The following is an 18,349-nucleotide window of genomic DNA, read 5'->3' as shown; positions in this document are numbered from 1 at the left end:
GCGCGGGCGCACGCTACGGTTAATATTTAACGGATCTAACGATATACCGGCGGGTATACCCGGTGGTATACCGCCGGGTAACAGAATGGGCGGACTTCGCACCGGGCTCAGGCCCAAAGATCAACAACCGCAACGTTACTCATCGGTAGTGGCTGTCCGCACCTAGGTGACTATTCTGCAAATGCAGACGAATCACATTGCCCGACACAGAATTCGAAAATGGGCCGCGGAATTGTGCGGGCGGATACCGCGGCCGATTCGGGCGAGAATGCCCACAGCCGTTAGAATCAGCCCCCGACAGCAGGTGCCCGACCATGCATCCGGGCCCTGCACCACCACAGCTCGGCCCGCGGGTCGACCCGGACGTCGGAGCCTCATGTTCTCACGGATAGCAGTAGTCAACCGCGGTGAAGCGGCCGTACGACTCATTCGGGCGGTACGCGAACTCAACGCCGAGAACGGCCACGACATCCGCACCATCGCCATGCACACCGAGGCCGAGCGGCGGGCGATGTTCGTGCGCCAGGCCGACGAGGGCGTGGTACTGCGCCGTACCGGCACCACCAGCCCGTACCTCGACTACGCCGAACTCGAGCGCGCGCTCGTCGAGTGCCGCGCCGACGCGGTGTGGGTGGGCTGGGGATTCGTAGCAGAGGACCCCACCTTCGCCGACATCTGCGCGCGCCTGTCGATCACCTTCATCGGACCCTCCGCGAACGCCATGCGCCTACTCGGCGACAAGGTCGAGGCCAAGATCCTCGCCGAGAAGGTGGGCGTGCCCGTCGCACCGTGGAGCGGCGGACCCGTCGCCACCCGCGCCGACGCCCGTCGGCACGCCCGCGCCATCGGCTACCCGCTGATCATCAAGGCCCGCAGCGGCGGCGGCGGTCGCGGCATCCGCAAGGTCTACGCCGAGGACGAACTCGAGACCGCACTCGAGCGCACCCAGGGCGAGGCCGAGCGCTCGTTCGGCGACCCGGTGGTGTTCCTCGAGCGGCTGGTCACCGACGCCCGCCACGTCGAGGTGCAGGTGATCGCCGACAGCCACGGCAACGTGTGGGCCCCCGGTGTGCGCGACTGCTCGATCCAGCGCCGCAACCAGAAGGTGATCGAGGAGTCCTCGAGCGCGGTGCTCACCGCCGAGCAGAGCGACGACCTGCGGCGGGCCTCGGCCGATCTGGTGCGCGCCGCGGGATACTGCGGCGCCGGCACCGTGGAATACCTCTACCAGCCCGAGCAGAAGATCTTCACCTTCCTCGAGGTCAACACACGCCTGCAGGTCGAACACCCCATCACGGAGATCACCACCGGTCTCGACCTGGTGAAACTGCAGATCCTCGTCGCCGCCGGGCACGCTCTTGAGGGCGAGTGCCCCACCGAGTTCGGCCACGCCGTCGAGGCCCGACTCAACGCCGAGGACGCCGACAACGGCTTCACCCCGGCCCCGGGGGCCGTTCGCCTGCTGAAGTTCCCCCTCGGACCCGGCCTGCGAGTGGACACCGGTATCGCCCGCGGCGACGTCATCCCACCCGACTACGACTCCATGGTCGCCAAGGTCATCGCGTGGGGTCGCGACCGCTCCGAGGCCCTCGCCCGCCTACGCACCGCACTGCGCGAGACCACCGTGGTGATCGACGGCGGCACCACCACCAAGTCCTTCCTGCTCGATCTGCTCGACCGCCCCGAACTGATCGACGCCTCCGCCGACACCGGCTGGCTCGACCGCACCGGCGCCGGCACCGCCGACGGGCCCACCCGCGTCGCCGACGTGGCACTGGTGGCTGCGGCCATCGACGCGTACAGCGACGCCGAGGCACGAGCCCGGGCGAAGTTCCTCAACTCCGCCCGCGGCGGCCGACCCCGCGCCGGGCACGAGATCGGCCGCACGGTCGAACTGAACTACCAGAACCAGGGATACGAACTGGTCGTCGGCCAACTCGGTCCCCGTCGCTACGTCGTGACCATCGACGGCGTCACCCTCGACGTCGGCCTCGACCGGCTCGGGGAGTACGAGTCCCGGCTGACCGTCGGCGGACGCCGCTACCCCGTCGTCACCGTCGCCGGACCCGCCGGGTACCTCGTCGAGGTGGATGGCATCAGCCACCAGATCACCCAGGACGAGGCGGGCCTGGTCCGCGCACCGGCTCCCGCCGTCGTGGTCGCGGTACCGGTATCGGTGGGCGACGCCGTCGAGGTCGGGCAAACCATCGTGGTGCTCGAATCGATGAAGATGGAGACGGCGGTGCGCGCCCAGGCCGCGGGCACCGTGCGCGAAGTGCACGCGGTGGTCAACGCCCAGGTCGACTCCGGGGCGTCGCTGTTGCGTATCGACCCCGCCGGGGAGCAGGCCGTGCTCTCGAACACCCCCCGCGTGCAGTTCGCCGTCGATCCGCACCTGCTCGACACCGACGACCGCACCGTGGCCCTGGCCTGCATCGAGGAACTCGGAGCCCTGCTCAGCGGCTACGACGTGAGCGCCTCGCGCGTGCCCACCCTGATCGCGGAGTACGAGAACCTCACCTCGACCCTGCCGCGCAACGACGCCGAACTGGTGGACGCCGAGCTGTCGCTGCTCACCCGCTTCGCCGACATCTGCGAACTCACCCGCAACCGACCCACCGTCGGCGAGGAGGAGGCCGACGAGCGCGTGCACTCACCCCGCGAGCACTTCCATTCGTTCCTGCGCTCGCTCTACGCCGACACCATGGGATTGCCGGACAGCTTCAACGACAAGCTCACCCGAGCCCTGCGGCACTACGACAAGCAGGACCTCGAACCCGGTCCCGACCTCGAGGAAGCGGTCTACCGCCTCTTCCTGGCGCAGCAACGTATCGAGAACCAGGTACCGGCCATCGCGTCGATGCTCGAACGCTGGCTCGACAGCGACAACTCCGGCCCCGACGCCACCCCCGCGGTCGGCGAGGTGCTCGAACGGGTCGTGGTGGCCACCCAGGTGCGCTACCCCGTGATCGGGGACGTAGCCCGCAACCTGCGCTTCAAGCTGTTCGACGAGCCGGTGATCCGGCGCACCCGCGAAGCGGTGTACGACAAGGTGCGCGGGTCGCTGCAGTACCTGGCCAAGCACCCGGATTCTCCCGATCACGCGGCGCGTCTGACCGCGTTGGTGGCCACCGAGGAACCGCTGATCGAACTGCTCACCGACGGCATGAGCGAGCAGGGAACCCTGCTCGAGGTGATCACCCGCCAGCTCTACGACATCCGCGAGTTCTCCGACGTCAAGGCCTTCGACCGCGACGGCCAGCACTTCGTGTCCGGATCGTTCACCCTCGTCGGGGGCACCATGCGGCTGCTCTCGACCATGACCGACCTCGCCGGCGTGCCCCGCACCCTCTCGATCGCGGGCGACCTCGCCGGGCTCGCCCCCGAGAACCTCGCGGTCGATCTCTACCTGCAGTGGATCGACGCCCCCGAGAACTTCGACGAGTTGTCCGCGCAGCTGCGCGAGATCGCCTCGGCCACACCGGCGGTGCTCTCGTGGCGGCGCGTGACCTTCACCGTCTCCGGTCGCAAGGGCGAACCCATTCGCCACGTCACCCTGCGCCCGGAGACCGTCGACGGCGTCGCCGCCCTCACCGAGGATCTGAGCATCCGCGACATCCACCCGCTCACCGGACAGCGTCTGGACCTGTGGCGGATCAAGAACTTCACCGGCACCAGACTGCCGTCGGCCGCCGGCACGTTCCTGTTCCATCTGCAGGCCAAGGACAACGCCGCCGACGAACGCCTGATGGCCCTGGCCGAGATCCGCGACGCCAGCGTGCAACTGAACGCCGCCGGCGACGTCGTCTCGTTCCCCGCGATCGAACGCACCCTCGCCGCCTGCCTCGACGGTATCCGACGCGAGCAGGCCCGCCGCGGCAAGCGTCGCCTCGACAACAACCGCGTGGTGCTCTACGTCTGGCCCGTGCTCGACGTGCCGGTGGACCGCTTCTCCGCCGTCGCCAAGCAACTTGCGCCGCTGACCACCGCGGCCGGGCTCGAGGAGATCACGTTCATGGGTCGCCTGCGGACGCCCGGCAAGGCCGAGCCGGTCAACGTCGCGCTCCGGTTCTCCTACCGCTCGGGCGCGGGTGTGGTCTTCACCGTCACCGAGCCCCCCACCGAGCCGATGCGTCCCACCGACCAGTACACGCAGAAGGTGCAGCGCTCGCAGGCGCGCGGCACGGTGTACCCGTACGAGCTGATTCCGCTCCTGACCGGCACCGAGGGCACCTTCGTCGAACACGACCTCGACGACATGGGCGAACTGGTTCCCGTGCAGCGGCCCTACGGCCAGAACAAGGCGGGCATCATCGTCGGTCTGGTCACCACGCCGACCAGCCTCTATCCCGAGGGCATGACGCGCGTGGCCCTGTTCGGCGATCCCACCAAGGCGCTCGGCACCGTCGCCGAGGCCGAATGCTCACGCATCGTCAAGGCCATCGACCTGGCGGAGAAGCTCGGGGCGCCCGTCGAATGGTTCGCCCTGTCGTCCGGCGCCACCATCTCCATGCAGTCGGGCACCGAGAACATGGACTGGGTCTCGCGCGGGCTGCGCCGGATCATCACCTTCACCCAGGCCGGCGGGGAGATCAACATCGTGGTCACCGGCATCAACGTCGGCGCCCAGCCGTACTGGAACGCCGAGGCCACGATGCTCATGCACACCAAGGGCATCCTGGTGATGACCCCGGACAGCGCGATGGTGCTCACCGGCAAGCAGTCACTGGACTACTCGGGCGGGGTCTCCGCCGAGGACAACTTCGGCATCGGCGGCTACGACCGCGTGATGGGCCCCAACGGCCAGGCCCAGTACTGGGCACCGAACGTGACCACCGCCTGCAAGATCCTCTTCGCACACTACGAGCACGCCTACGTCGCACCCGGCGAGCGCTTCCCACGCCGGGCCACCACCGTCGACCCCGTCGACCGCGACGTGCGCACCTACCCGCACGTGCACCCGGCCAGCGACTTCAAGACCGTGGGCGACATCTTCTCCATCGAGACCAACCCCGAGCGGAAGAAACCGTTCGACATCCGCACCGTGATGCGCTCAGTGGTCGATCAGGACCACGCGGTGCTCGAACGGTGGGCCGACATGGCCGACGCGGACACCTCGGTGGTGTTCGACGCGCACCTGGCCGGCTACCCGATCACCGTGATCGGCATCGAGTCACGGGCCATCGCGCGCAAGGGGTGGTTCCCTGCCGACGGACCCGACCAGTGGACCTCGGGCACCCTGTTCCCGCAGTCGTCGAAGAAGACCGCGCGGGCGATCAACGCCGCCAGCGGCAGCCGCCCGCTGGTGGTGCTGGCGAACCTCTCCGGATTCGACGGCTCACCGGAATCGCTGCGCAACATTCAGCTCGAGTACGGCGCCGAGATCGGCCGGGCCATCGTCAACTTCGACGGCCCGATCGTGTTCTGCGTGGTCTCGCGCTACCACGGCGGCGCCTTCGTGGTGTTCTCGGGCGCACTCAACGAGAACATGGAGGTGCTGGCCGTGGAGGGCTCCTTCGCGTCCGTGCTCGGCGGTGCGCCCGCAGCGGCCGTCGTGTTCACCCGCGACGTGAACGCCCGCACCGCCGCGGACCCGGCCGTACGTCAACTGGAAGCGGCCTACAACAACGCCGAACTGGATTCCGACCGAGCCCACCTGCAGGTGGAGCTGGCCTCGACCCGCTCTGCCGTGCGCTCGGAGAAGCTCGGCGAGGTGGCCGCGGAGTTCGAAGCCATCCACAACATTCAACGCGCGCGCGAGGTGGGATCGGTGCACACCATCGTCGCGGCCGCCGAACTACGACCGCAGCTGGTGGCCGCGATCGAACGCGGCATGGCGAAGGTCGGCGGGTAGCGACCTACAGGGAGTGAGGGCCGCCCGCGTCGCCGCCCTCACTCCCCCGCCCTCACTCCCCCGTCGTCACTCCCCCGTCGTCACTCCCCCGTCGTCACTCCCCCGTCGTCACTCCCCCGTCGTCACTCCCCCGTCGTCACTCGCCGACGATGACGGTCTTGGCGACGATCGTCCCGTCGGCGTCCTTCGTGCCCTCGACCACCACGGTCGTCCCCACGGTCGGGAGCGACGCCCGCGAACCCTTGCTGTCGGTGATCTCCGTCGACGACGTGACGCGAACGGTGATCTTGTCGTTGCTGAACGACTCGGTGAGACTGAACGTGTCGCCGCCGACATCGGTCACCTCACCGATGGTGAACGCATCGGAGGCGCTCGGCAGGCCCGTCGGCGGCGCCGAATCCGACGATCGGTCCGGGGTCTCGGTGGGTGTCGAACGCCCCGGTGCCGACGGGAACGCACGCGGAGTCCGTGGGGTCGACCCGTTCGCCGATGAGCTGACACTGGACGACGCGGACGTCGGCGACGACGAGTCGTCGCGCGTGGCGAAGTAGCCCACGACCCCGAGGATCACCAGCAGGAGCACCACGATCAACCCGATGACCAGCCCTCGATTGGTGCCCTTCCCGCCCGGCGGTGGGCCGCCGTACTGAGGCTGCTGGCCGTACTGATTCGGCTGGCCGTACTGATTCGGGTCGTACTGATTCGGGTCGTACTGGGGCTGCTGCCCGTACTGACTCGGCTGGCCGTACTGGTTCGGGTCGTACTGAGGCTGACCGTATTGCGGCGGCTGACCGTACGGCTGCTGCCCGTACTGCGGCTGCTGCCCGTACTGCGGCTGCTGGCCATAAGGCGGCTGCTGACCATAGGGCTGTTGTCCATACGGGTCGTTCGGGTTCGTCATAACTGGAGACTCTAGAGCCCCACGACCCGACGCCGACCGTACCCAATGTGACATTCGGTCATCGATGGTGACCAACTGTCACATTGGGTACGGAAAAAAACGGCGGTCAGGTCAGGAGCAGGGAGCCGCCGTCGTCGCTGACGCCGACTGTGACGGTGTCGCCGTCGACCACGGTGCCGGCCAGGAGCAGCTTGGCCAGTTTGTCGCCGATCGCCTGTTGGATGAGGCGGCGCAGGGGTCGGGCGCCGTACTGCGGGTCGTAGCCGCGCACCGCCAACCACAGCCGAGCACCGGGGGTCACCTCGAGGGTCAGGCGACGGCCGGACAGACGCTCCTGCAGCTGCGCCAGGGCAATGTCGACGATCGACTCGAGCTGCTCCTCGGTGAGCGGATCGAAGATCACCACATCGTCGAGGCGATTGATGAACTCGGGCTTGAACGCCCGCCGTACCGCCTCCATCACCTGATCCCGGTCACCACCGGCACCGAGGTTGGAGGTCAGGATCAGCAGTGTGTTGCGGAAATCGACCGTGCGGCCCTGCCCATCGGTCAACCTGCCCTCGTCCAGGACGGCGAGGAGGATGTCGAAGACATCGGGATGCGCCTTCTCCACCTCGTCGAACAGCACCACGGTGTACGGACGCCGACGCACTGCCTCGGTGAGCTGGCCGCCGGCCTCGTACCCGACGTAGCCGGGAGGGGCGCCGACGAGCCGGGCGACGGCGTGCTTCTCGCTGTACTCGCTCATGTCGATGCGAACCATGGCCCGCTCGTCGTCGAAGAGGAACGCCGCGAGCGACTTGGCGAGTTCGGTCTTGCCGACGCCCGTGGGCCCCAGGAACAGGAACGATCCGGTGGGCCGGTTGGGGTCGGCAACACCGGCCCGCGCCCGACGCACCGCATCGGACACCGCCTGGACGGCAGCATGCTGCCCGACGACGCGCTTGCCGAGCTCCTCTTCCATCCGCAGCAACTTGGCGGTCTCACCCTCGAGCATGCGGCCGGCGGGGACCCCGGTCCAGGCCGACACCACGTCGGCCACGTCGTCGGGGCCCACCTCCTCCTTGAGCATCACCTCGCCGGTGGGCTCGGACTCGGCGGTGGCCTCGGCCAGATCCTTCTCGAGAGCGGGGATGGTGCCGTAACGCAGTTCGGCCGCGCGCCCGAGATCGCCGTCGCGCTCGGCGCGCTCGGATTCACCACGCAGCTGCTCGAGCCGCTCCTTGATCTCGCGCACCGAGTCGATGGCATTCTTCTCGTTCTGCCAGCGGGTGGTCAGCTGCGCAAGCTTCTCCGATAGATCGGCGAGCTCACTGCGCAGCTTCTCGAGGCGCGCCTTGGAGGCGTCGTCGGTCTCCTTGGCCAGGGCCATCTCCTCGATCTCGAGGCGACGTACCGCACGCTCGACCTCGTCGATCTCCACCGGACGCGAATCGATCTCCATCCGCAGTCGCGAGGCGGCCTCGTCGACGAGGTCGATGGCCTTGTCCGGCAGGAAGCGCGAGGTGATGTAGCGATCGGAGAGAGTGGCGGCCGCAACCAGCGCGGAGTCGGTGATGCGCACCCCGTGATGTACCTCGTACCGTTCCTTGAGCCCGCGCAGGATGCCGACGGTGTCCTCGATGGAGGGCTCACCGACGAGCACCTGCTGGAACCGGCGTTCGAGTGCGGCGTCCTTCTCGATGTACTTGCGATATTCGTCGAGCGTCGTGGCGCCGACCAGTCGCAGCTCACCGCGGGCAAGCATCGGCTTGATCATGTTGCCGGCGTCCATGGCGGAATCGCCGGTGGCACCGGCGCCGACGATGGTGTGCAGCTCGTCGACGAAGGTGATCACCTGACCGGCGGAGTTCTTGATGTCGTCGAGGACGGCCTTGAGCCGCTCCTCGAACTCACCGCGATACTTCGCCCCGGCCACCATCGACCCCAGATCCAGGGAGATGACGGTCTTGCCGCGCAGGCTCTCGGGAACGTCGCCGGCGACGATGCGCTGCGCGAGACCCTCGACGATCGCCGTCTTGCCCACACCTGGTTCGCCGATCAGAACCGGGTTGTTCTTGGTGCGGCGGCTCAGGACCTGCACCACCCGTCTGATCTCGGTGTCGCGGCCGATCACGGGGTCGAGCTTGCCGCTGCGTGCAGCCTCGGTGAGATCGGTGGAGTACTTCTCGAGCGCCTGGTAGGTGCTCTCGGGGTCGGGGCTGGTGACGCGCGCACTGCCACGCACCGCCGTGAACGCCTCCCGCAGGGCCTGCGGGGTCGCGCCGTGCGCGGTGAGCAACTTGGCCACATCCGAGACACCACCGCTGGCAAGTCCCACGAGCAGGTGCTCGGTGGAGACGTAGTCGTCGTCGAGTTCGGTGGCGAGTTGCTGGGCGGCGGTGATCGCTGCCAGCGCCTCGCGGCCCAGCTGAGGTTGGGCCGAGGCGTTCGAGACGGTCGGCAGACGGTCCACCAGCGCGGCCGCCTCACGTCGGACGGACGCGGGCGCGACTCCGACGGCTTCGAGCAGGGGCGTGGCGATGCCGTCGGTCTGATCGAGCAGCGCAACGAGAAGATGTGCCGGACGAATGTCCGGGTTCCCGGCCGCCGACGCGGCCTGCAGGGCACTGGTCAGTGCGGCCTGGGTCTTGGTGGTGGGAGAGAACGATTCCACCGGTCACCTCACTCGGGTACGTGGTTGGCCGGTGCCCGGTCGGCACCGTTGCCGAGATCAACCGTACAACACTTGAGTCTATTCCACTCAAGATTATTGAGTGTCGACACGGAGGTCGGCTCCACGATGGTCCGTGGGATGGGAACGCACTAGTGTGAAATGCACGAGCCGCGGATCGAGTCCACATCGAGCCTGCGACTCGAAACAGGCATTTTCACCGTTTTTCCACCCACCACCACACTCGGGACTGCAAGAGTGCTCGATCCACAAGCGATCGCCCTGGTACGCGCCGGACTGAAGGCCGTCGCGGACAGCGGCGGCGCGGACCGGATCGCGCAGACGTTCTACGGCCATCTGTTCGTCGAGCATCCGGAGTTCCGCGCCTACTTCCCCGCGTCGATGGATCAGCAGCGCCACCAACTGATCCGCGCCCTCGCATATGTCGTCGACAACCTCGACGACGAGCGAACCTTCCTGCCGTTCCTGCACCAACTCGGACGCGATCACCGCAAACACGGGCTCACCGGCAGCGCCTTCCTCGCCACCGAGACCGCGCTCGTGGCCGCATTTCGGGACGAGCTGGGTGAGAGGTGGACCGACGACGTCGAGAACGCCTGGCGCACCACCTTCGCCGTGGTCTCGAACTCCATGGCCGCGGGCGCCGACAGTGAAGCCCTGCCGCCCTCCTGGTCGGCCACCGTCATCGAACACCACCGGCCGGTCGACGACGTCGCCATCATTCGCGTGGAGACCGACCAGCCCATCCCCTACGCCGCAGGGCAGTACCTGAGTGTGCAGATCCCGCAGCGACCCCGGCTGTGGCGCTACCTCTCCCCCGCCAATCCGACCAACGACTACGGCGGCATCGAGTTCCATGTACGACGGGTCTCCGGCGGCTGGGTCAGCCCGGCGCTGGTGTCGGAGACCAGGCCGGGCGATCGTTGGCTGATCGGACCGCCGCTCGGCGGGTTCGCCGTCGACCGCTCGCCCGGGCGCGAGGATGTGCTGATGATCGCCGGCGGCACCGGTCTGGCACCACTGCGCGCGCAGTTGATGGAGATGGCGATGCGCGCCTCGAATCCGCGCGTACACCTGTTCGTCAGTGGTCAGTACCCCAGCGACCTCTACGACCTCGAGACCCTCGGTCAGATCGCCGCGATCAACCCGTGGCTGACGGTGGTTCCCGTCGTCGAATCCACCGAGGAGCCGTGGTGGCGCACCGGGGCGCCCGTCGAGATTCCGCGGTCGCTGCACCATCTGCAGCAGGGTCGGGTGGGCAAGGTGGTCACCGCGTACGGGTCGTGGGCGGACCGCCAGGTCCAGATCTGCGGCTCACCGTCGATGGTTCGCGCAACCATGTACGCCCTACGACGGGTCGGTACACCCGTCGAGCACATTCAGATCGATCCCTGCGGGGACTGACGCTCCCGAACGCCGGGGCGCCGCAGCGGCGGAACCGTGGTGGGCGGCTGACGGCGGGGAGGCAACTGAGCCAGCAGTTCATGGGTGGTGGCAGCGATCTCGGCCACCGCGCGATCGACCAACTCCCGGTTCCTGTCGGTGATCGTGCGCAATCCGCCGACCTTGCGCACGTACTGCAGGGCAGCGGCGGCGATCTCGTCGTCGGTCGCGGCGGGCTCGAGGCCTCGGAGTTCGGTGATGTTGCGACACATGTCGATCACCATCCCACCGACAGGCCGAATCCCGCCACTGTCAACACGGCAGCGGCGATGGTGACCACCAGGGTGAACACCGCCACCGGCCACCCCTGACCGCCGGCCCTGCGCCGTCGGTACGCGATGATCGACCCGACCAGCGCCACGACGAACGTGGCGACCGGGCCGACCAGCGCGAACGACACCGCCGGTGCCGCGTGGCAGTCCGGGGGTGGACACGAGTCGAAGAACATCAGCACGAAGAGGCTGGGCAACGGCAGGATCGACGCGACACTCATCGACGCGATGGTCGAGAGCAGCGTGCCCCACATATCGCCCGAGTTCTCTCGCCGCGGCGCGGGGACATGTGCTCCGTACTGGTACGCCATGGCGGGACCTTAGCCGAAGTAGCGAGCAAGTTCGCGAGCAATGGTCAATGAGGATCGCCCGATGGGAACGACCGTGGCGAGCTCGTCGTCACCCGGCGGTTCGAGGGCCGCGAGCTGCGAATCGAGGAGCGACGCCGGCATGAAGTGGTCCATCCGGGCGAGCAGCCGAGATTCGATGAGTTCGCGCGGGCCGTCCAGCAGAACGAAGTGCACGTCCTCGCGACGCAGGACGTCGCGGTAGGACCGCTTGAGAGCCGAACAGGCCACGACGGCATTGCGGCCGCGGGCCCGACGGGCGTCGATCCAGTCGGCGACGCGGCCCAACCACGGCAGGCGGTCCTCGTCGGTCAGGGCGATGCCACGACTCATCTTCTCCAGGTTCGACGCCGGGTGCAGGTCGTCGGCGTCTTGGAGGTCCCAGTCCAGGCGGCCCGCGAGCGCGGCCGCGACCGTGGTCTTGCCCGAACCCGAGACCCCCATGACGACGACGATCATCGTGGCCGACCCGGCGTCGTCCGGCCGACCGGTGACCGGTCTATCCGGTGGCCCGTGCGCCGACCATGGCGGCGGCGCCGAGACGCTCGTGAGCGGAGAGCCCACCCCACACGCCGTACGGCTCGCCCGCGGCGACCGCGTAGTCGCGGCAGGTGCGCATCACCGGGCACCGTGCGCACACCATCTTGGCCCGGCGCTCGCGATCGAGCCGCTTGTTGCCCCGTTCACCTTCGGGGTGGAAGAACACACCGGAATCCATGCCGCGGCACAGACCCTCGAGCTGCCATTCCCAGGTGGCGGACACCGGTTCGGGTAGTAGGACGGGCTTGGACATTCGGTGCTCCTCGTAGCTGGTGCTCTCGTCTGTCAGGGTTCCAAAATTACATGACGATTCGACCAACCAGAAGTGAATCGTAGTATTTAATTCGCGCCGAGCAGAACCCTCGCCGACGCGAAAGAGCGGGCGGGGCGTGCCATAGTCGTCTCATGTCGAGCGCCGAGACACCTCCAGCGCGGCAGTTGCACCGGTCCGTGCTCGACGCGCTCGGCACCGACATCGCCGCCGGAATCCTCGCCTCGGGAACCGTGCTCGCCGCCGAGGACATCAGCGGGCGCTACGGAGTCTCGCGCACGGTGGTGCGCGAGGTGGTGCGGGTACTCGAATCGATCGGCATGCTGCGGGTGCGTCGCCGTGTCGGGATCACGGTGATGCCGTCGACGATGTGGCACGCGATCGATCCGGACGTCATCCGATGGCGCCTGAGCGGTCCGGACCGCCTCGACCAACTCGATGCGCTCACCGAGATCCGCTCCGGGATCGAGCCGCTCGCGGCACGACTGGCCGCGTTGCGCGCGACCGGCGACCAGTGCGGACAGCTGATCGCAGCCGTCATGGGGATGGCCGCCACCGCACGTTCCGCCGACGCAGCCGCCTACCTCGAACACGACACCACCTTCCACCGAACCCTGCTGGACGCGTCCGGGAACATGATGCTCGCGAGTATGTCCGCCCTGGTCACCGAGGCACTCGAAGGCCGCAACCGCTACAAGCTCATGCCGCACACCGCCGACCCCGAGGCCATTCGTCAGCATTCACTGGTCGCCTCGGCCGTGCAGTCCCGCGATCCCGACGGCGCCGAACAGGCCATGCGGGCCATCGTCGAAGAATCCTCGCGGGCGCTCACCGAGCGCCGCGGCACTCCACGTGCAGACCCGGAAGATTCTCGGCGGCGGTAACGTTGGTAGTTGCAAAATCAACTACCTGGCCCGCGCTGCGGACAGCGGACGACACGAGGGAGCGCCACCGGCCATGAGCACCGAGCAGCAACGCGCGGCACTGCGCGAGAAGTACATCCCCGCAGACCCGGCCACACGGGCACCGTCGTCGGGCCGGGGGATCCACCACACTGCGCTGATCAGCGGCGACGTGGAGCGCACCATCCGCTTCTACCAGGAGCTGCTCGAGTTCCCTCTCACCGAGCTGATCGAGAACCGAGACTACGAGGGGTCGTCGCACTTCTTCTTCGACGTCGGCAACGGCAACCTGCTCGCCTTCTTCGACTTCCCCGGCCTGGACGTGGGCCCCTACCGCGAAGTGCTGGGCGGACTGCACCACGTCGCCATCAGCGTCGACCCCTCCCGGTGGGAGCGGTTGCGGAGCAAACTGGATGCAGCCGGCGTCGAGATGTTCGTCCACAGCGAGGTGTCGCTGTACTTCCGCGACCCCGACGGGGCGCGCCTGGAACTCATCGCCGATCCACTCGGCGAGATGTACGGAACGAAGGTGCTCTGAGCATGATCACACTCGACGTCCGCCGCGCCGCGGACCGTTTCGCCACCGACATCGGCTGGCTCGACAGCCACCACAGCTTCTCCTTCGGACACCACTTCGACCCGGAGAACACCCACCACGGTCTGTTGATGGTCAACAACGACGACATCGTCACCGCGGGCACCGGGTTCGACACCCACCCGCATCGCGACATGGAGATCGTCACCTGGGTGCTGCGCGGGTCCCTGGTGCATCAGGACTCCATCGGACACAACGGGGTGATCTACCCCGGCCTCGCCCAGCGGATGAGCGCCGGGACCGGCATCCTGCACTCGGAGAAGAACGACGCCTGGACCCTCGACCGCACTCGCCCACAGGAGCCGGTCCACTTCATCCAGATGTGGGTCGTCCCCGACGAGGCGGGCATCACGCCCGGCTACGAGCAACTCGAGATCGACGACGAGCTCTACTCGGGATCGCTCGTCACCGTTGCCACCGGAATGGACCGGTACAAGGACCATTCCGCAATTCGCATCCGCAACCGCTACGCCGCGATGCACGTGGCAAGGCTGCGCGCCGAGTCCACACCCGTGCCACTGCCCGACGCGCCGTACCTGCACGTCTACGTCGCACACGGGGAGGCCGCCCTCGACGGCGTCGGGACCCTGCGAACCGGTGACGCCGTGCGTATCTCGGGCGGCGGCGGACAGGCGCTCTCGACCGCCACCGAGGCCGAGGTGATCGTCTGGGAGATGCACGCTCGGCTCGGCACCTGAGAGTGAGGTCCCCGCGACCGTCCGAACTCACGCCACCGTGCGCCATGGCCTAAGTTTGGCGCGGTGAGTGTGATGGACCTTTCCCCCGAGCTGCGCCGGGCCCTCGTCGAGATCGCCCGGGTACCTCGGTTGCTCGTCGCGTCGGACTACGACGGAACGATGGCGCCGATCGTCGACGATCCGCAGAAGGCGTATCCGCACCCGGACTCGGTTCGTGCGATGCGTGCGCTGGCCGGGCTCGACGGAACCCACGCCGCCGTGATCTCCGGGCGCGCCCTGCGCGACCTGGCGATACTCTCGCGCCTGCCCGTCGAGGTCCAACTCGTGGGCAGTCATGGCTCCGAGTTCGACGCCGGGTTCGTCGGAATCCTCACCGACGCCGAGAAGGCCCTGCGTGAGCGGGTGATCGCGGAGCTCGAGGCCGTCGCAGCGCGCCACGAAGGGGTGAGCGTGGAGGTCAAGCCCGCCAGCGCCACACTCCATGTGCGAGGCGCCGCCGCCGAGGCGGGAACCAGGGCCCTGGACGAGGTGCGTGTGGGCGCCGGATCATGGGAGGGCGTGCAGATCACCGAGGGCAAGGCCGTGATCGAGCTGTCGGTGATCGTCACCGACAAGGGATTGGCGCTGGACACCCTGCGCCACCAGGCGGGCGCACACGCGGCGATCTTCTTCGGCGACGACGTCACCGACGAGAAGGCCTTCCGTCGGCTGCAGGGGCCTGACGTCTCGGTCAAGGTCGGCGACGGCGAATCCCTCGCCACCCACCGCGTCTCGAGCACCGAGGACGTCGCGGCGGCGCTGGCGTTCCTCTACGAGGAACGGCGCACCTGGCTCTCCGGCGCCGATGCGCCCCCCATCGAGCGGCTGACGATGCTGGCCAACCCGCGCACCATCGCCCTGCTGACACCCGACGCGTCGCTGACCTGGCTCTGTCACCCCGAACCCGACTCCGCCGCCCTGTTCGCACACCTGCTCGGCGGAAACGAGGCCGGCCACTTCACCGTCGCGCCGGAGCGGGCGTCGCTGCCGCTGAGTCAGAAGTACGTCGATTCGACCATGACGGTGACTACCCGCTGGAGCAAGCTGCAGGTCGACGACTACCTGCCCCACGACGTGCCCGCGGGCCGTACGGACTTCACCCGCGTGATCACCGGCTCCGCGCGCGCAGTGATCACGTTCGCCCCGCGCCCGGAGTTCGGCCAGGCGTGGGTGGACCTGCAGGCCGACGACGACGGTCTGCGGGTGCTCGGCACCAACGACCCCATCGTCCTGCGTGCACCGGGGGTGCAGTGGGAGATCACCACCGAGTCCGGCCGCGCCACGGCCACCGCCGTCGTGGACCCGTCGACCGGGCCCGTCGTTCTCGAGCTACGTTGCGGCAGTTCCGATCTCACCCCGCACCCGGTACCCGAGCCCGAACGTCGCGAGGCGGCCGAGTCGTACTGGCGGACCTGGGTTCAGTCTCTGACGGTGCCCACCCGTAAGCCGGACCTGATGAAGCGATCGGCGCTGACCCTGCGTGGGCTGGTGCACGCGGACTCCGGGTCGATCCTCGCCGCGGCCACCACGTCGCTGCCGGAGGAGATCGGCGGCGTCCGCAACTGGGACTACCGCTACTGCTGGCTGCGCGACGCGGCGCTGACGGCATCGGCGCTGGTGAGCGTCGGCTCGCTGAGCGAGGCGGAGAACTACCTCACGTGGGTGCACGGTGTGCTCGAGACGGTCTCCTCCCCGGAACGTCTGCACCCGCTCTACACGATCTGGGGTCAGAACCTGCCGCCGGAAGCGGTGATCGACTCCCTGCCCGGATACGCCGGATCGCGGCCGGTGCGGGTGGGCAACGCCGCCAATCAGCAGGTGCAACTCGACGTGTTCGGGCCCGTGGTGGACCTGGTGAGCCATCTGGCCACGGCGCGGCAGGCCCGCGGCATCGCCGATGCGCTGCCGGACCGGGACTGGGAACTGGTCACCGCGATGGTCGACGCCGTCGAGCGTCGCTGGTTCGAACCCGACCACGGCATCTGGGAGATCCGCAACAACCCGCGCCACCACGTGTATTCGAAGGTGATGTGCTGGCTCACCGTCGACCGCGCGTCGACACTGGCAGCCACCTTCGGCCGCGAGCCTGCCCCCCAGTGGGAGCAGTTGCGCCAGAGCATCAGCGCCGAGGTGATCGAGCGGGGTTGGAACGAGGAGGTGCAGTCGTTCACCTCCGCCTACGACGGCACCGATCTCGACGCCGCGACCCTGCACATCGGACTGTCCGGACTCCTCGACCCCGCCGACCCGCGCTTCGCCGCCACGGTGGTGGCCACCGAGGCGGAGCTACGCCGGGGCGCAACGGTCTACCGTTACCACTCCGACGACGGTCTGCCCGGCAGCGAGGGCGGGTTCCATCTGTGCACCGCATGGCTGATCGAGGCGTATCTGCTGATCGGGCAACGAGATCAGGCAGAGGCGCTGTTCGAACACCTCGTTGCTGCAGCGGGACCCACGGGGCTGCTCAGCGAGGAGTTCGACCCGGTGGCCGAACGGTCCCTGGGCAACCACCCCCAGGCGTACAGCCATCTCGGGCTCCTGCGCTGTGCGCACCTGCTGTCCGCGAACAGCTGAACCTGCTACCCGGCCCGCCCGACGGTCGCACCGCGCACGAGGTGGGTGGGCAGCATGGTCGCGCGCCGATCCTGAGCCAGGGCACCGTCCGCGGTCTGTGTCCGAAGCACGATCCGGCCGGCCAGTCGGCCCTTGTCCACGACGGGCTGGCGAACGGTGGTCACCCCTAGTCGCAGTGCCTCGGGCACCCCGTCGAAGCCGGTCACGGTGATGTCACCCGGCACCGAGAGACCAACCGAGCGCACGTGCTCGAGGGCGCCGAGGGCGAGGACATCGGAGGTGCAGATCAGGGCCGAGAGCGACGGGTGCGCGGCCAGGGCCATGGCGGCGGCGGTCCGCCCGGCGACGATGCTGTGGTCGAAGCGCTCGATGATCGGGAACTGCGTGCTCAACCCGCGCGCGGCCAGCGCGTCGCGGACGCCGTCGATGCGATCACGCTGAACGTGGAACTGCAGCGCCGCGAGACGGTCGGCGTCCACTTCCCCGTCGTTGCGGTCGCGTCGCAACCTCATGCAGATCATCGCAATGCGCGTGTGTCCGTGGTCGAGGACATGGTCTGCCAGTACGCGCATCGCGGCCCGATCGTCGACCCCGACCAGCGACGCCCCCTCGCTGTCACGGGGCTGATCGCAGATGACGGTGGGGAGGTTGCGCGCTCGCACGGCCGTCAGGTGCGGGTCGTCATCGGCGACCGAGTACACCACGAAGGCGTCGACACCCGACTGCTGCACCACTGCGGCCGCTTCGGCCGCAGACGAGTCCGATCCGGCCGGCACCAGCAGCAGCCCCCTCCCCGCCGCCTCGCACGACTCGCTGAGACCGGTGAGAAAACCCACCGCCGCGGGGTCGCGGAAGGAGTAGCTCAGCGCCTCGGTCAGAACCAGACCCACCGCCCCCGCATGGCGTGTGCGCAGCGATCGCGCCACCGGATCCGGGCCCGGGTACCCGCGGGCGCGGGCGGCTGCGAGGACGCGTTCGCGAAGTTCGGGCGAGAGCTGGTCGGGGCGGTTGTAGGCGTTGGACACCGTGGTTCGGGACACGTTGAGCTCCGCTGCCAGCGAGGCCAGCGTCGCGTTGCGTTGTGGTTCGCGCTGCCTGCCCATGTCACGACGGTAGTGCGTTCGTGCGGGCCTCGGCAGCAGGCCTGGTCATGTCGTGGTGTAGAACTAGGATTCTGGAAACGGTTACCACTATCGTTTCAGTTGTCACACGCCCGAGCACCGAACCAGGAGTTCCCCG

Annotated in this window: 13 protein-coding genes; 6 read left to right on the top strand and 7 right to left on the bottom strand. The window is 68.3% G+C overall.

What is annotated here, in order from left to right; genetic code table 11:
• The first annotated feature begins 376 nt into the window (after positions 1–376).
• Positions 377–5,854 (top strand): ATP-binding protein, encoded by a 5,478-nt coding sequence (locus ACY48E_RS02825; protein ID WP_462870578.1) that lies wholly within the window; start codon positions 377–379, stop codon positions 5,852–5,854.
• Positions 5,855–5,990: 136 nt separating this feature from the next.
• Here ACY48E_RS02825 and ACY48E_RS02820 read toward each other — a convergent pair whose 3' ends face one another.
• Together ACY48E_RS02820 and clpB are read right to left on the bottom strand one after the other, a co-directional pair.
• The gene (locus ACY48E_RS02820) at positions 5,991–6,755 is read right to left on the bottom strand and encodes a DUF5666 domain-containing protein (protein ID WP_462870577.1); all 765 of its coding nucleotides are present in this window, start codon (positions 6,753–6,755) and stop codon (positions 5,991–5,993) included.
• Between the two features lie 106 nt (positions 6,756–6,861).
• Positions 6,862–9,411, bottom strand: coding sequence for an ATP-dependent chaperone ClpB (gene clpB, locus ACY48E_RS02815; RefSeq protein ID WP_462870576.1), 2,550 nt, complete (start codon positions 9,409–9,411; stop codon positions 6,862–6,864).
• Positions 9,412–9,666: 255 nt separating this feature from the next.
• Here clpB and ACY48E_RS02810 point away from each other — a divergent pair, with 255 nt between their 5' ends.
• Positions 9,667–10,833, top strand: a complete 1,167-nt coding sequence (locus ACY48E_RS02810) for a globin domain-containing protein (protein WP_462870575.1) — start codon at positions 9,667–9,669, stop codon at positions 10,831–10,833.
• Here the strand turns inward: ACY48E_RS02810 and ACY48E_RS02805 are convergent.
• The 4 genes from ACY48E_RS02805 to ACY48E_RS02790 are packed head-to-tail and all read right to left on the bottom strand — an operon-like array spanning position 10,809 to position 12,284.
• Complete coding sequence (locus ACY48E_RS02805) at positions 10,809–11,084, bottom strand: DUF2277 domain-containing protein (protein ID WP_462870574.1); 276 nt, start codon at positions 11,082–11,084, stop codon at positions 10,809–10,811. The two genes, ACY48E_RS02810 and ACY48E_RS02805, sit on opposite strands and share 25 nt — an antisense overlap.
• Before the next feature lie 5 nt (positions 11,085–11,089).
• The gene (locus ACY48E_RS02800; RefSeq protein ID WP_462870573.1) at positions 11,090–11,455 is read right to left on the bottom strand and encodes a hypothetical protein; all 366 of its coding nucleotides are present in this window, start codon (positions 11,453–11,455) and stop codon (positions 11,090–11,092) included.
• Positions 11,456–11,464: 9 nt separating this feature from the next.
• Complete coding sequence (locus tag ACY48E_RS02795; protein ID WP_462870572.1) at positions 11,465–11,950, bottom strand: gluconokinase; 486 nt, start codon at positions 11,948–11,950, stop codon at positions 11,465–11,467.
• Positions 11,951–11,990: 40 nt separating this feature from the next.
• The gene (locus ACY48E_RS02790; RefSeq protein ID WP_462870571.1) at positions 11,991–12,284 is read right to left on the bottom strand and encodes a WhiB family transcriptional regulator; all 294 of its coding nucleotides are present in this window, start codon (positions 12,282–12,284) and stop codon (positions 11,991–11,993) included.
• 152 nt (positions 12,285–12,436) lie between these two features.
• Here ACY48E_RS02790 and ACY48E_RS02785 point away from each other — a divergent pair, with 152 nt between their 5' ends.
• The 4 genes from ACY48E_RS02785 to otsB all read left to right on the top strand — a co-directional run bounded on the left by ACY48E_RS02785 (position 12,437) and on the right by otsB (position 17,110).
• Positions 12,437–13,186 (top strand): FadR/GntR family transcriptional regulator, encoded by a 750-nt coding sequence (locus ACY48E_RS02785; RefSeq protein ID WP_462870570.1) that lies wholly within the window; start codon positions 12,437–12,439, stop codon positions 13,184–13,186.
• A gap of 73 nt (positions 13,187–13,259) precedes the next feature.
• Positions 13,260–13,742: a VOC family protein gene (locus ACY48E_RS02780; RefSeq protein WP_462870569.1), complete on the top strand. Its 483-nt coding sequence runs from the start codon at positions 13,260–13,262 to the stop codon at positions 13,740–13,742.
• Between the two features lie 2 nt (positions 13,743–13,744).
• Positions 13,745–14,497, top strand: a complete 753-nt coding sequence (locus tag ACY48E_RS02775; protein WP_462870568.1) for a pirin family protein — start codon at positions 13,745–13,747, stop codon at positions 14,495–14,497.
• Positions 14,498–14,560: 63 nt separating this feature from the next.
• Entirely contained in the window at positions 14,561–17,110 is a 2,550-nt protein-coding gene (gene otsB / locus ACY48E_RS02770) for a trehalose-phosphatase (RefSeq protein ID WP_462870567.1), read from the top strand.
• 5 nt (positions 17,111–17,115) lie between these two features.
• On the opposite strand, the gene ACY48E_RS02765 is transcribed toward otsB, so the two are convergent.
• Complete coding sequence (locus ACY48E_RS02765; protein WP_462870566.1) at positions 17,116–18,213, bottom strand: LacI family DNA-binding transcriptional regulator; 1,098 nt, start codon at positions 18,211–18,213, stop codon at positions 17,116–17,118.
• Positions 18,214–18,349: the final 136 nt, after the last annotated feature.

This window comes from Rhodococcus sp. AZ1 (genome assembly GCF_054979605.1).
The sequence above is the reverse complement of the archived record's forward strand: the minus strand, read 5'-3'. Positions and strand labels throughout refer to the sequence as shown.

What these genes read in the sequence shown, in the direction of transcription:
- ACY48E_RS02780 (WP_462870569.1), top strand. Translation starts at nt 13,260, where the DNA reads ATGAGCACCGAGCAGCAACGCGCGGCACTGCGCGAGAAGTACATCCCC.
- ACY48E_RS02775 (WP_462870568.1), top strand. Translation starts at nt 13,745, where the DNA reads ATGATCACACTCGACGTCCGCCGCGCCGCGGACCGTTTCGCCACCGAC.
- ACY48E_RS02820 (WP_462870577.1), bottom strand. Translation starts at nt 6,755, where the DNA reads ATGACGAACCCGAACGACCCGTATGGACAACAGCCCTATGGTCAGCAG.
- ACY48E_RS02825 (WP_462870578.1), top strand. Translation starts at nt 377, where the DNA reads ATGTTCTCACGGATAGCAGTAGTCAACCGCGGTGAAGCGGCCGTACGA.
- ACY48E_RS02795 (WP_462870572.1), bottom strand. Translation starts at nt 11,950, where the DNA reads ATGATCGTCGTCGTCATGGGGGTCTCGGGTTCGGGCAAGACCACGGTC.
- ACY48E_RS02800 (WP_462870573.1), bottom strand. Translation starts at nt 11,455, where the DNA reads ATGGCGTACCAGTACGGAGCACATGTCCCCGCGCCGCGGCGAGAGAAC.
- ACY48E_RS02785 (WP_462870570.1), top strand. Translation starts at nt 12,437, where the DNA reads ATGTCGAGCGCCGAGACACCTCCAGCGCGGCAGTTGCACCGGTCCGTG.
- ACY48E_RS02790 (WP_462870571.1), bottom strand. Translation starts at nt 12,284, where the DNA reads ATGTCCAAGCCCGTCCTACTACCCGAACCGGTGTCCGCCACCTGGGAA.
- ACY48E_RS02805 (WP_462870574.1), bottom strand. Translation starts at nt 11,084, where the DNA reads ATGTGTCGCAACATCACCGAACTCCGAGGCCTCGAGCCCGCCGCGACC.
- ACY48E_RS02765 (WP_462870566.1), bottom strand. Translation starts at nt 18,213, where the DNA reads ATGGGCAGGCAGCGCGAACCACAACGCAACGCGACGCTGGCCTCGCTG.